We start from the raw sequence: 12,788 nt of genomic DNA, 5'->3' as shown, positions 1-12,788 counted from the left end.
GCACCGCCAGGGCCTCCTCAACAGTAGTCACGCTCCACCTCTCCAACCGGTCGGGTGATTCAGAAAGCGGTCGAACGATTCATTCAAATCGGGCCCGGACGGCGTCACCAGCCGACTCACCCCCCTGAGAGCTCCGGTGGAACCCCTAACGGCCATCCGGCTGTCATACGTACGACCGTCTCTGGATACGCTGAGGCCCGCCGCCGCGCACGGCCGCTCGACGACCCCTTGGCCAGTCGGCCTCCTGCCCGGATTGGAGCACCCAGTGCTGATGACCAAACTCCGTTCACGTGCGACCAGTTGGATCGGGCGCCGCTACCTCGCCCGGACCGCTCGGAACGGCTTCGACCTCTCCGACATCTCATTCCTGCCCGAATCGGTCCTGATGCCACTCAAACGGGACGGACTGGACCCGGTCCCGGCGATGGCCACCACCCGGGCGGCCGCGCCGATCAGCCGGGTGCCGCTGCCGTTCGGCTTCAACGCCTGGCTGGTGACCGGCTACGAGGAGGTCAAGCAGGTGCTGGGCCGGCCGACCGGTTTCAGCAGCGACTTCGCCAACCTGATCGGGAACGCCGGGTTGACCGAGGGTCAGAATCCGGGGGGCCTCGGCTTCAGCGACCCGCCGGTGCACACCCGGCTGCGGCGCCGGCTGACCCCCGAGTTCACCATGCGCAGGCTCAGCCGGCTCGGCCCGCGAATCGACGCCCTGGTCACCGAGCAGCTCAACCAGATGGCCGCCGCCGGCCCGGGCCCGGTCGACCTGGTGGAGCACTACGCGCTGCCGATCCCCTCGCTGACCATCTGCGAGCTGCTCGGCATACCGTACGAGGACCGCGAGGACTTCCAGCGCCTCGGCACCGCCAGGTTCGACCTGTTCGCCGGGGCGGGCGGCACGTTCGGCGCGATCACCGAGTCGCTGGCCTACCTGCAGGAGGTCGTGCAGCGCCAGCGGGTGGAGCCGGGCGACGGCCTGCTCGGCATGCTGATCAAGGAGTACGGCGACGACATCGACGACCAGGAGCTGGCCGGTCTCGCCGACGGGGTGCTGACCGGTGGCTTCGAGACCACCGCGAGCATGCTGGCGCTCGGTTCGCTGGTGCTGCTGCAGGACCCGGTGGCCTTCGCCAGGATCCGCGACGACGACGCCGCGACCGCCCCGTTCGTGGACGAGCTGCTGCGCTACCTGACGGTCGTTCAGATGGCCTTCCCGCGCTTCGCCCGGGAGGACATGGAGATCGCCGGCACCCGGATCGCGGCGGGCGACGTGGTGCTCTGCTCGCTCAGCGGCGCCAACCGGGACACCGTCTTCGGCGCCGACCCGGAGAGCTTCGACGGCGACCGCAAGGGCCCCTCGCACCTGGCCTTCGGGTACGGCATGCACCGCTGCATCGGCGCCGAGCTCGCCAAGATGGAGCTGCGCGCCGCCTTCCCCGCCCTGGTCCGGCGGTTCCCCGAACTGCGGCTGGCGGTGCCCCCGGAGGAGCTGGCGTTCCGCAAGCTGTCGATCGTCTACGGCGTCGAGTCGCTCCCGGTCCTGGTCCGGTAGGCGCCGGTCGGACAGGGGGCGGATAGGGGTGGGGGCGGGACCTTCGCGGGACTAGTTTCGTGCCAAGTTCGATGCTGGGGGCACCCGTTCCCGGACGAACCCAGTGCGGCGGCGTCGTCGATCCTGCCCAAGTTTCCCGTCTCGCCGTCGGGCGCTCGTGGTCCGTGCACGCCTGTCCCACCAGGAGACGAAGAAACATGACCGACACTGAGATCAGCCGCCGCGGCGTGCTCGGGGCCGCAGTGGTCGCCGCCGCTGCCACGGCCGGTCTGACACCCTCGGCCGAGGCCGCCACCGAGACCGCCTCGTCCTGCCCCTACCCCGGAGTCATCACCGGCCACGCCGACTCCCTGCACCCGGAGGGCATGACCTGGGACCCCCGGCGCAAGGCCATCCTGCTGAGCTCGACCCGGCACGGCACCGCCTCGATCCTGAACTCCGACGGCTCGGTGACCCCGCTGGTGACCGACCCCGACCCGAAGATCGTCTCGTCCGTCGGGATAGCCGTCGACGTGCACCGCGACCGACTGCTGCTCGGCTACCACGACCTGGGCCTCGGCACCCGATCCACCCCGGAGACCTACCTCAAGGAGTCCGGACTCGGCGTCTTCGAGCTGAGCACCGGCCGCCAGCTGTTCCTGGTCGACCTCAGCCTCGGCGAGGAGCCGATGCACGCCGCGGACCGGGTCGCCATCGACAAGGACGGCACCGCCTACGTCAGCGACCCCGCCGCCAACAAGATCTACCGGGTCACCACGGACGGTCAGGCCTCGGTGCTGGCCGACACCTCGGTGATCTCGCCCGGCTGGGAGCTGGGCACCGGCGCCGGTGTGATCGGTCTGCTGCTGCACCCGGCCGGCTTCCTGCTGACCCTGCAGTACAGCACCGGCCAGCTGGTCCGGATCCCGCTGGACGCCCCGCAGCAGGCCCACCCGGTCACGCTGGACCGTCCGATCGTCGGCGGCGACTCGATCGCGCTGCGCCCGGACGGCACCCTGCTGGTGGTCAGCAACGACCTGGCGAACCCGGCCGGCGTGGACGCGGTCATCGTGCTCCGCCCGACCGACCGCAGCTGGTCCGCCGCGCACGAGATCCAGCGCGTCCAGCCGTGGCCCGAGCGGCTGCCCACCGACGTGCTGGTCACCCCGCACGGTGACTACACGCTGAGTGGCCGTCCCGACCTGCTTTTCAAGGGCGAGACCACCGACGATTTCGTTCTGCACCGCATCTGACGGACCTCCGGGAACAGCGCCGGAAAACGTGAACCGGCGGTCGAGGAATTCCTCGACCGCCGGTCATTTCGGCATTCTCCGAATTGTTTTCCGAAACTCGGATCCACGTCGGATCCGGGTCAGATCTGAACGGGCTCCGGCTCCGGGAGAAGAGCCGGCTGCCAGTTCACCATGGTGCGCAGTGCGAGGGTCAGATCACGTGCGGTCGGGGCCCGGTCCGGGTCCACCAGCAGTTGCGCCATCACCCCGGTGGCCAGTGCCTGGTAGAACGAACCGATCGCGTTCTGCCGCTCCTCGTCGAGCGGCTCGGCACTGTCGCCGGCGATGCTCTGGAACAGCTCGGCCATCGACTCGCGCCCCTGCTGGATCCCGTCGGCCAGCGCCGCTCGCAGCTCGGGAACCCTGTCCACCTGCGCGAACACCTCGAAACTGGCCAGCAGCAGCTGACGGCGGGTGGTGTACTTCTCGACGATCTGAGCCCAGGCTGCCTCGAACCGCTCCAGCGGGTCGGCGCCGGGCCGCGGGTCCTCGACCGAGGTCGGCTGGTACTCCCCGCCGGTGTCGTCCAGTGCCTCCAGGAGGGCGGCGTTGAGCAGCGCCTCCTTCGATCCGTAGTGATAGCCGATGGACGCCAGGTTGGCTCCGGAAGCCGCGACGATGTCTCTGGTGGTCGTACGGCCGTAACCTTTTTCGATAAGGCACCGCTTGGCGCCCTCCAGCAGATCCTCACGATGTCCCATACGGAAACTGTACCGGACGAAAAAGGGATCATTAATACACTTGACCGACCTTTGACCAATAGCTGGGATTCCACTTCGCCGAACACTCGAAAGAGGGGGGATCCGCCTCCCCTTTCACTACCGAGAGTCACCGACGGCGGGCCCGGGACCGATGGCGATGTCAGTGCCGGACGAGATGATGTGGGTATGACGGACGCAGCCACTCTCGCCTCCCTTGCCGCCTACTCCGACGCCGTGGACACCGCTGTCCAGGCAGCGGCGGCCTACTACGACGACGGCTCGACCCCGCTGGGTGACGACGAGTACGACGCCCTGGTGCGGGCCATCGAGGCGTACGAACTCGCCCACCCGACCGAGGTGTTGACGCACTCCCCGACCGGCAAGGTGGCGGGCGGCGCGGCCGACGGCGACGTCCCGCACTCGGTGCCGATGCTCTCGCTGGACAACGTCTTCTCGGCCGAGGAGTTCACCGCCTGGGCGGCCGGCCTGGAGCGCCGGCTCGGGCGGCCGGTGGACGGCTGGTGCGTGGAGCCGAAGCTGGACGGCCTGGCGGTGGCCGCCAGGTACCGGGCCGGTCGGCTGGTGCAGGTGCTCACCCGGGGCGACGGCCTGGCGGGCGAGGACATCACGCACTCCGCCGACGCCGTGCTCGGCCTGCCCGCCACCCTGACCGAGCCGGTCGATCTGGAGCTGCGCGGTGAAGTCCTGCTCACCCACGAGCAGTTCGAGCTGGCCAACGAGACCCGCACCGCACACGGCGCCGCCCCGTTCGCCCACCCGCGCAGCGGCGCGGCCGGCACCCTGCGGGCCAAGGACCGGCCGTACCGGGTCGAGCTGACGCTCTTCGCGTACGACGCCGTCGGTCTTGACGGCCTTTGCCACAGCGAGCTGTTGGCCCGGATCGCCGAGCTCGGTGCGCACACCGCCGCCGGTACGGCGGCCGAGCCCCGGCGCTGCGCCACGGTCGAGGAGGTGCAGCAGCGGATCGACGAGATCGCCGCGCTCCGGCCGGTGCTGCCGTTCGGTATCGACGGCGTGGTGGTGAAGGCGGACTCCGCCGCCGACCAGCAGCAGGCCGGGGCGGGCTCCCGGGCCCCGCGCTGGGCGGTGGCCCGCAAGCTGCCCGCCCAGCACAAGGTCACCCGCCTGCTGGAGGTGGAGTGGAACGTCGGCCGTACCGGCATCATCGCGCCCCGCGCGGTGCTGGAGCCGGTCGTGATCGACGGCGTCACGGTCACCTACGCGACCCTGCACAACCCCGCCGACATCACCCGGCGCGGGCTGATGACGGGCGATCAGGTCTTCGTCTACCGGGCCGGCGACGTGATCCCCCGGGTGGAGGCGCCGCTGGTCGAGCAGCGCACCGGCGCCGAGCAGCCGATCGCCTTCCCGGAGGTCTGCCCGCGCTGCGGCGGTGACATCGACACCTCCGAGCAGCGCTGGCGCTGCGTCCAGGGGCGCGGCTGCCAGGCGGTCGCCTCGATCCGGTACGCCGCCGCGCGCGACCAGCTCGACATCGCGGGCCTCGGCGGCACCCGGGCGGTCCAGCTGGTCGACTCCGGCCTGGTCGCCGACCTCGCCGACCTGTTCACCCTGACCAGGGATCAACTGCTCACCCTGGAGCGGATGGGCGAGACCAGCGCCGACAACCTGCTCGCCGCCCTGGAGACCGCCCGCCACCAGCCACTGCACCGGGTGTTCTGCGCACTCGGCGTCCGCGGCACCGGCCGGACCATGTCGCGCCGGATCGCCGCACACTTCGGCAGCATGGCCGCGATCCGGGCCGCCGACCAGGACACCCTGGCCGGAGTGCCCGGCATCGGCACCGAGAAGGCCCGGGTGATCGTCGCCGAGCTCACCGAACTCGCTCCGCTGCTGGACAAGTTGATCGCCCAGAACGTCGGCATCGCGGAGAGCGAGCCGACCGCGGTCGCCGCCTCCGCCGACGACGACACCTCCCCGACGGGCCCGCTCTCCGGCCAGGCCGTGGTGGTCACCGGCTCGATGACCGGCGCCCTGGCCGAGCTCTCCCGCAACGAGATGAACGAGCTGATCGAGCGCGCCGGCGGCAAGGCCTCCTCCTCGGTCTCCAAGCGCACCACCCTGCTGGTCGCGGGCGAGAAGGCCGGCTCCAAGCGCACCAAGGCCGAGGAGCTGGGCATCCGGATCATCACCCCGGACGAGTTCGCCACCATGGTCGCCGAGCAACTGGACGCCTGAGCTGCTGGACTCTCCGTCCAGTCCGGACGTACAGTCCAGGCATGACGAAGAGCACGGAGGACCCCCGGGTGCGGATGTGGGGCCCGGTGTGCGAGGCCGTGGCGCTGCTGCTCGGCCCGTACGCCGAGGTGGTGCTGCACGATCCCGACACCGACCGGGTGCTGCGGATCTGGCACCCGCTGACCTCCCGCCGAGCGGGCGACCCCTCACTGCTCGGCGAACTGGACGCGCTGGACCCGGCGGCCGAGGACGTCTACGGGCCGTACGAGAAGCTGCTCGCGGACGGCCGGCGGCTGTCCTCGGTCAGCGCCGTCCTGCGCGACGGGGACGGCCGAGCGACGGCGGTGCTCTGCGTCAACCTCGACCGGACGCCGCTCGAGCGGGCCGCCGCCGTGCTGTCCGCCTTCGGGGCGCCGACCGTACGGCGTCCGGAGCCGCTGTTCGAGCAGGACTGGTCCGAGCGCATCCAGCACGCGATCGGCGGCTACGTCCGCGAGCACGGCCGCCCGGTCGAGCGGCTCACCCGGCAGGACCGGCTGGCCGTGCTGGCCGAGCTGGAGCAGGCCGGGGTGTTCGCGGTCCGCCGGGCCGCACCCGCCGTCGCCGATGCCCTGCGGGTGTCCCGGTCCACCGTCTACGCCCTGCTGACCGAGCTCAGGGCGACTCCCCCCGAAGGACTGGCGCGATGACCCGACTGCCCGACTTCCGGCTCGAAACCTACTTCTCCCGCTGGGAGTTCACCGCCCGTCACCACCTCACCGCCTCCGACGCCCAGACCATGACCCTGAGCGAGCTGCTCACGCTGGCCGACGCCGGGGACCGCGAAGCCTTCGAGCACCTCCCGCTCGGCTACACCGAGACCTTCGGCGACCCGGGCCTGCGCGAGGCGATCGCGGCGACGTACGACCTGGCAAGGCCGGACGACGTGATCTGCTTCGCCGGCGCCGAGGAGGCGCTCTACCTGGCGATGAACGTGCTGCTCGGCCCCGGCGACCACGCCGTGGTGGTCACCCCGAACTACCAGGCCGCCGAGACCATTCCGCTCGCCCTCTGCGAGGTCACCGGCGTGGCCCTGGACCCGGACCAGGACTGGGCGTTGGACCTCGACCGGGTCCGGGCCGCACTGCGCCCGAACACCCGGGTGCTGTCGGTCAACTTCCCCAACAATCCCACCGGCAAGGTGATCGACGCCGCCGACTTCGCCGCCCTGGTGCAGCTCTGCGAGGAGCGCGGCATCCACCTGTTCAGCGACGAGGTCTACCGCGGCCTGGAGCGCGACCCCGCGCGTACCCTGCCGCAGGCCGCCGACCTCTCGCCGCGAGCCCTCTCACTGAACGTCACCTCGAAGGCGCTCGGCCTGCCGGGTCTGCGGATCGGCTGGATCGCCTGCCGCGACGGCGAGTTGCGGTCCCGGCTGGAGCGCGCCAAGCACTACACCACGATCTGCAACTCGGCCCCCAGCGAGGTACTGGCCCGGATCGCCCTCAAGGCCCGTGACACCATCATCGACCGCAACCGGGCGCTGCTGGCGGCGAACCTGCCGCTCTTCGACGCGTTCTTCGCCGACTTCGCCGAGCTCTTCGACTGGCAGGCGCCCGACGGCGGTTGCGTCGCCTATCCGCGCTACCTCGGCGCCGAGGGAGTGGAAACCTTCTGCACCCGGCTGGTCGAGGAGGCCGGGGTGCTGCTGCTGCCCGCGAGCATCTACCGCTCCGAGCTGACCCCCACCCCCACCGACCGGTTCCGGATCGGTCTCGGCCGCCGCGACCCGGAAGCAGGTCTGGCGGCGCTGGCCGACTGGCTCCGAACCAGGCGCTGAGGCAACGGCGGTGGCCCGCTCGGGCAGGCCACCGCCGGGGGTTCAGAGACCGAGCGCCTGCGCCGCCAGCGCCGTGCCCTGCACCCGGGCCGCGATCTTGGCGAAGGCCAGGTCGCGCGAGGTCGAGATGTCGTCGGCGAACGGCGCGAAGCCGCAGTCGTCGGTGGTGCCCAACTGGTCCACCGGGATGTACCGGGCCGCCGTCAACACCCGGTCACGGACCTGCTCCGGGGTCTCCACGACGGGGTCGATCGGGTCGGTCACCCCGACGAACACCCGGATGCCGGGCCGGAGTTGGTCGGCGATGATGCCGAGCACCCGCTCCGGGTCCGCCTCGCTGGCCAGCTGGACGTAGAAGTTGCCGACCTTCAGCTGGAACAGTTTGGGCAGCAGCTCGGCGTAGTCGACGTCCAAACTGTGGGTGGAGTCGTGGTCGCCGCCCGGGCAGGTGTGCACGCCCAGGCGCGACCGCTGCTCGTCGTCGAACCGGCCGAGCACCTCGTTGTTGAGCGCGACGAACTCGTCCAGCACGCCCCCGGACGGGTCGAGCTTGAGCGACAACCGGCCTTCGGTGAAGTCCAGTTGGACCGCGTGCGCACCCGCGTCCAGGCAGCCGCGGATATCGGCCTCGGCCTCGTTCGCGAGATCACGCAGGAACGCGTCCCGCGAGTAGCCGCCGATCGGCTCGCCAGGGTAGAGCAGACTGAGCGCGGACGGTGCGATCACCGCCTGCTTGACCGGACGGTGGGTGTGCCGCCGGGCGTCCCGCAGATAGCTCTCCGCGCGGACCTGGTAGCGGAACGGCCCGGCGGTCAGCTTGGGCAGTTGCCGGATGTGGCCGTCGGCGAACGGGATGACCACACCATCCGGGTCGAGGGCGGTCAGCCCCGCCAGGGGGTAGGTGACGAAGCTGGGCTTGGCCTGCTCCCCGTCCACCAGGACGGCGCAGCCCAACTCCTCCAGGGCGGCCAGGGTCTCGGCCGTCGCCTGCTCCTGCAGCTTCGTCAGATCTGCTGTGTTCAGCCGCCCTTCGGCGTGCTGGGTCAGGGCCTCTTGCAGGGCGCGCGATCGCGGGATGCTACCGATCGCTTCCGTAGGGATACTCATGGTGACGACCGTAGGAAGTGCCACCGCCCCGGCGCAACCACGCACGGACAAGTTCACCAGGACGTGAGCGGGTGACCCGTGGTGGCGTCCACATGATCAGGGATCTCGTCGTGGCGGTCGCCGACCGTGGCGGTGCCGCTGGGTTCGAACATCAGAATCGCGGCGCCCAAGGGAGCGGACGGCCGGTGCTCGATGCCCCGGGGGACGGTGAAGACGGCGCCCTTCGGCAGCACCACGGTGCGCTCCCCGGCGGGCTCGCGCAGTGAGATGTGCAACTCGCCCTCCAGGACCAGGAAGAACTCGTCGGTGTCGTCGTGGGCGTGCCAGACGTGCTCGCCGTGCACCTTGGCGATCCGGACGTCGTAGTCGTTGACGCGGGTGACGATCCGGGGGCTCCAGAGGGCGTCGAAGGAGGCCAGGGCCGTGCCGAGAGCGATCGGTGTGGTGGTCATGGGCCGATCCTGGCCTTTGGCGGACCGACAGCGTGAGTGCTAGGAATCGCACATGCCGCAAGAATCCCCGCACACCAGGCCGCACCGCGTGGTCGTCATCGTGGACGAGAACTCCAACCCGTTCGAGCTCGGTTGCGCCACCGAGGTGTTCGGCCTCCGTCGGCCCGAAGTCGGGCGCGAGCTCTACGAGTTCAAGCTCTGCTCACCGGCACCCGAGACGCTGATGCGGGACGGCTTCTTCACCCTCACCGGCGTGGCCGACCTGGCGGCCGCCGAGACGGCAGACACCCTGATCGTCCCCAACCGGCCGGACACCGACGTGCCGCGCCGCCCGGCCGTGCTCGGCGCCGTCCGCCGGGCGCACGCGCGCGGGGCGCGGCTGGTCGGCTTCTGCAGCGGCGCCTTCACGCTGGCCGAGGCCGGGGTCCTGGACGGGCGCCGGGCCACCGCGCACTGGCAGTGGGCGGACTCGTTCCGGGCCCGGTTCCCCGCCGTCCGACTGGAGTCCGACGTGCTGTTCGTCGACGACGGCGACATCCTCACCTCGGCGGGCAGCGCCGCCGCCCTCGACCTCGGCCTGCACCTGGTCCGGCGCGACCACGGCGCCGAGATCGCCAACTCGGTCAGCCGCCGGCTGGTCTTCGCGGCCCACCGGGACGGCGGGCAACGGCAGTTCGTCGAACGGCCGGTCCGCGATCTGCCGGACGAGTCGCTCGGGCCCGTGCTGGCCTGGGCCCAGGAGCGGCTGGACGCACCGCTGACGGTGGCCGACCTGGCGGCCCGTGCCGCCGTCAGCCAGGCCACCCTGCACCGGCGCTTCCGCGCCGAGCTCGGCACCACCCCGCTGGTCTGGCTCACCGGCGAACGGCTCACGCTGGCCCGCCGGTTGATCGAACGCGGCGCCCACCGCAGCGGCCTCGGCACCGCCGCCAACCTGCGCGCCCTGCTCCGCCGCGAGACCGGCCTCAACCCCCAGGCGTACCGCCGCCGCTTCGGCCCGGCACCGACCTCGACCCCGACCTCGACCCCGGCCTGAGCCGCTGACCGAGCGTCAGCCCCGGACCAGCCTGCGCAGCCGGTACAGCACCGTGAACCGCTCCCGGTTGGCCACGGTGGCCCGGTCCAGCTCCTCCATCAGGCGGCGGGACCGGTGTTCGAGATCCAGCTCGTCCAGGATCCGGTCCAGCTCGGCGAGCAGCGAACCGTGCAGCTGCCAGGCGTCCGGATCCTGCCGCACCTGCTCCAGCAGCAGCCTGGCGACGTTCTCCCGGCTGGCCAGGGCGGCGCTGAGCTCGTCGGCCAGCCGCTGCTCGGCCGCCTCCGCGTTGCGGCTGACCTGGGTGGTGACCAGCACCGAGAAGCTGACCAGGGCGCCCCCGATGTGGGCGAGCAACTCCTCCAGCGCGAGCGCCACGTCCGGCGGGAACAGCCCCTGGTCACCGGTGCGCCGCTTGGCCAGGTCGGTGAGCGAACGGGCCAGCACCCGGATCACCACGACACAGATCTCCAGGGTGTCCAGACCCGTGCGCAGCACCAGCCGGGAGAGCACGCCCTCGGAGATCCGCGGGTTCAACCGCAGGCTGTCCTCGGCCTGCCGGAGCGCGGCGTCCACCTCGGCGATCGCCTGGTCCAGCTCGCGGGCCTCGTGCAGCCGGGCGGCGGCCCGGTGCACCTCGGTCGGGCCGTGCAGCTGTTCGGCGAGCCGCAGCAGCAGGTGGCGGGCCCGGCGCGCCAGGTCCTCGATCGACTCGCCGGCGGTGTCGAGCCAGACCGGCGGCGCGAACAGCAGGTTGAACAGCAGGCCGACCCCGGCGCCGATCAGGGTCTCCAGCACCCGGTCCCAGGCCTGGCTGGCGAGCCGGGTCACCCCCAGCACCAGCATCGCGCTGATCGCCACCTCGTTGACGAACTCGTCCACCCGGACGAACTGACCGACCGTCAGCGAGGCCAGGATGATCAGCCCCAGGCTCCACCAGCTGAGTCCCATCACGGCACTGAAGCCGATCGCGATCAGCACGCCCACCACCACCGAGTTGACCCGGCGGATACTGGTGGTCAGCGTCGAGTAGACCGTCACCTGGACCACCAGCAGCGCCGTCAGCGGAGCGGTGAGCGGCGCGGGCTCGGTGCTCAGCTGCACGGCCACGGCATAGGCGAGCGTCGCCGCGAGGGTGGCCCGGACGGTCAGGTGCACCACCGGATCGCGGAGATACTGGTGTACGTTCGCCGACAGAATCGCTCGCATCTCGGACATTCTCCCCTCCTGCCCTCGATTCCCGGCCACAGACGCGCGACCTGTGCTTCCACACACACCTGACACCCCGTCGGGCTTTCCCCTGCGTCCGGCCGACCGCCTGCCTAGGGTGAGCAGCAACGGTGGACCCCAGGGAGGCAACAGTGCCGATCGACGTCGAACAGGCCCGGCGGGACACGGCGGGCTGTACGGCCGTCACCCATCTCAACAACGCCGGTGCCTCCCTGCCGCCGCGTCAGGTGGTGGACGCGGTGGTGCGCCACCTCCGGCTGGAGGAGGAGAGCGGCGGCTACGAGGCCGCGATCGCCGAGACCGACCGGATCGAGCACGTCTACGACGCACTGGCCCGGCTGATCGGCGCCGGACCGCACGAGATCGCCCTGCAGGAGAACGCCACCCGGGCCTGGGACATGGCGTTCTACGGGCTCCGCTGGCAGCCGGGCGACCGGATTCTGACCGGCCGGTCGGAGTACGCCAGCAACGCGATGGCCTATCTGCAGACGGCCCAGCGGTACGGGGTCCGGATCGAGGTGGTGCCGGACGACGAGCACGGGCAGATCTCCGTACCGGCGCTGCGCGAGCTGCTGGACGAGCGGGTGAAGCTGATCGGCGTCACCCATGTCCCGACCCAGAGCGGGCTGGTCAACCCGGCGGCCGAGATCGGCCGGGTGGCCCGGGCGGCCGGGGTGCTGTACCTGCTGGACGCCTGCCAGTCGGTCGGCCAGCTGCCGGTCGACGTCCGGGAGATCGGCTGCGACCTGCTCACCGCACCCGGCCGCAAGTACCTGCGCGGGCCGCGCGGCACCGGCTTCCTGTACTGCTCGGAGCGGCTGCAGGACCGCCTCGAGCCGCCGTTCCCGGACCTGCAGTCGGCGGTCTGGACCGGCCCGGACTCCTACCGGGTACGCGAGGACGCCCGCCGTTTCGAGAGCTGGGAGAACGGTGTGGCGGGCCGGATCGGGCTCGGGGTGGCGGTCGACTACGCGCTCGAACTCGGGCTGCCCGCGATCGAACAGCGGGTCACCGCACTGGCGGCCGGCCTGCGGGACCGGCTCCGGGCCCTGCCCGGCGTACGGATGCACGACCGGGGCCTGCGGCAGTGCGGGATCGTCAGCCTGACCGTCGACGGCCACGACAGCCTCGAACTCGTCCGGGAGCTGCGGGCCCGCCGGATCAACCTCTCGGTGTCCGCGGTCGGCTCGGCCCGCTGGGACCTGGCCGAACGGGGCCTGGAGTCGGTGGTGCGCGCCTCGGTCCACTACTACAACACCGAGGAGGAACTGGACCGCCTCTGCGCCGCCCTCCCCGCACCACGGCCGCACAGCCGGGGCTGACCCCGCGCGGCGTCCACCCGGACGGTGCCGATTCGGTCCTATGCTCACTTTTCGGGCGCCGGCTTCGGCGCAGCACCGCCG

Annotated in this window: 11 protein-coding genes; 7 read left to right on the top strand and 4 right to left on the bottom strand. The window is 71.4% G+C overall.

What is annotated here, in order from left to right; translation table 11 throughout:
* Positions 1-271: 271 nt before the first annotated feature.
* Both ASC99_RS08805 and ASC99_RS08800 read left to right on the top strand, forming a co-directional pair.
* Complete coding sequence (locus ASC99_RS08805) at positions 272-1,549, top strand: cytochrome P450 (RefSeq protein WP_057230191.1); 1,278 nt, start codon at positions 272-274, stop codon at positions 1,547-1,549.
* A 197-nt stretch (positions 1,550-1,746) separates the two neighbouring features.
* Positions 1,747-2,781, top strand: a complete 1,035-nt coding sequence (locus ASC99_RS08800; protein ID WP_057230105.1) for a hypothetical protein — start codon at positions 1,747-1,749, stop codon at positions 2,779-2,781.
* A 119-nt stretch (positions 2,782-2,900) separates the two neighbouring features.
* On the opposite strand, the gene ASC99_RS08795 is transcribed toward ASC99_RS08800, so the two are convergent.
* Positions 2,901-3,521: a TetR/AcrR family transcriptional regulator gene (locus tag ASC99_RS08795; protein ID WP_057230104.1), complete on the bottom strand. Its 621-nt coding sequence runs from the start codon at positions 3,519-3,521 to the stop codon at positions 2,901-2,903.
* Positions 3,522-3,707: 186 nt separating this feature from the next.
* On the opposite strand from ASC99_RS08795, the gene ligA reads away from it, so the two are divergent.
* The 3 genes from ligA to ASC99_RS08780 are packed head-to-tail and all read left to right on the top strand — an operon-like array spanning position 3,708 to position 7,560.
* Positions 3,708-5,741: an NAD-dependent DNA ligase LigA gene (gene ligA / locus ASC99_RS08790; RefSeq protein ID WP_057230103.1), complete on the top strand. Its 2,034-nt coding sequence runs from the start codon at positions 3,708-3,710 to the stop codon at positions 5,739-5,741.
* Between the two features lie 41 nt (positions 5,742-5,782).
* Positions 5,783-6,430, top strand: a complete 648-nt coding sequence (locus ASC99_RS08785; RefSeq protein ID WP_057230102.1) for a transcriptional regulator — start codon at positions 5,783-5,785, stop codon at positions 6,428-6,430.
* Positions 6,427-7,560, top strand: coding sequence for an aminotransferase class I/II-fold pyridoxal phosphate-dependent enzyme (locus ASC99_RS08780; protein WP_057230101.1), 1,134 nt, complete (start codon positions 6,427-6,429; stop codon positions 7,558-7,560). Before ASC99_RS08785 ends, ASC99_RS08780 begins: the two co-directional genes overlap by 4 nt.
* A 42-nt stretch (positions 7,561-7,602) precedes the next feature.
* Here the strand turns inward: ASC99_RS08780 and ASC99_RS08775 are convergent, their stop codons facing one another.
* Together ASC99_RS08775 and ASC99_RS08770 are read right to left on the bottom strand one after the other, a co-directional pair.
* Complete coding sequence (locus ASC99_RS08775) at positions 7,603-8,667, bottom strand: cobalamin-independent methionine synthase II family protein (RefSeq protein WP_057230100.1); 1,065 nt, start codon at positions 8,665-8,667, stop codon at positions 7,603-7,605.
* Positions 8,668-8,720: 53 nt separating this feature from the next.
* The gene (locus tag ASC99_RS08770) at positions 8,721-9,119 is read right to left on the bottom strand and encodes a cupin domain-containing protein (RefSeq protein ID WP_057230099.1); all 399 of its coding nucleotides are present in this window, start codon (positions 9,117-9,119) and stop codon (positions 8,721-8,723) included.
* A 52-nt stretch (positions 9,120-9,171) separates the two neighbouring features.
* Between ASC99_RS08770 and ASC99_RS08765 the strand changes: the two genes are divergently transcribed.
* Positions 9,172-10,155 (top strand): GlxA family transcriptional regulator, encoded by a 984-nt coding sequence (locus ASC99_RS08765; RefSeq protein WP_057230098.1) that lies wholly within the window; start codon positions 9,172-9,174, stop codon positions 10,153-10,155.
* Positions 10,156-10,170: 15 nt separating this feature from the next.
* Here the strand turns inward: ASC99_RS08765 and ASC99_RS08760 are convergent, their stop codons facing one another.
* A complete protein-coding gene (locus ASC99_RS08760) occupies positions 10,171-11,364 on the bottom strand; it encodes an aromatic acid exporter family protein (protein WP_057230190.1) in 1,194 nt (397 codons plus the stop codon).
* A gap of 152 nt (positions 11,365-11,516) precedes the next feature.
* Here ASC99_RS08760 and ASC99_RS08755 point away from each other — a divergent pair, with 152 nt between their 5' ends.
* Positions 11,517-12,707: an aminotransferase class V-fold PLP-dependent enzyme gene (locus ASC99_RS08755; protein ID WP_057230097.1), complete on the top strand. Its 1,191-nt coding sequence runs from the start codon at positions 11,517-11,519 to the stop codon at positions 12,705-12,707.
* Positions 12,708-12,788 lie beyond the last annotated feature (81 nt).

It is taken from the genome of Kitasatospora sp. Root107 (assembly GCF_001424875.1).
Taxonomy (GTDB): Bacteria; Actinomycetota; Actinomycetes; order Streptomycetales; family Streptomycetaceae; genus Kitasatospora.
This window is presented reverse-complemented; position numbering and strand designations above follow the sequence as displayed.

Bases quoted from the DNA above. Each gene is read 5' to 3' on its own strand.
- ASC99_RS08770 (WP_057230099.1), bottom strand. From the start codon at position 9,119: ATGACCACCACACCGATCGCTCTCGGCACGGCCCTGGCCTCCTTCGAC.
- ASC99_RS08760 (WP_057230190.1), bottom strand. From the start codon at position 11,364: ATGCGAGCGATTCTGTCGGCGAACGTACACCAGTATCTCCGCGATCCG.
- ASC99_RS08775 (WP_057230100.1), bottom strand. From the start codon at position 8,667: ATGAGTATCCCTACGGAAGCGATCGGTAGCATCCCGCGATCGCGCGCC.
- ASC99_RS08765 (WP_057230098.1), top strand. From the start codon at position 9,172: ATGCCGCAAGAATCCCCGCACACCAGGCCGCACCGCGTGGTCGTCATC.
- ASC99_RS08780 (WP_057230101.1), top strand. From the start codon at position 6,427: ATGACCCGACTGCCCGACTTCCGGCTCGAAACCTACTTCTCCCGCTGG.
- ASC99_RS08785 (WP_057230102.1), top strand. From the start codon at position 5,783: ATGACGAAGAGCACGGAGGACCCCCGGGTGCGGATGTGGGGCCCGGTG.
- ASC99_RS08805 (WP_057230191.1), top strand. From the start codon at position 272: ATGACCAAACTCCGTTCACGTGCGACCAGTTGGATCGGGCGCCGCTAC.
- ligA (WP_057230103.1), top strand. From the start codon at position 3,708: ATGACGGACGCAGCCACTCTCGCCTCCCTTGCCGCCTACTCCGACGCC.
- ASC99_RS08795 (WP_057230104.1), bottom strand. From the start codon at position 3,521: ATGGGACATCGTGAGGATCTGCTGGAGGGCGCCAAGCGGTGCCTTATC.
- ASC99_RS08800 (WP_057230105.1), top strand. From the start codon at position 1,747: ATGACCGACACTGAGATCAGCCGCCGCGGCGTGCTCGGGGCCGCAGTG.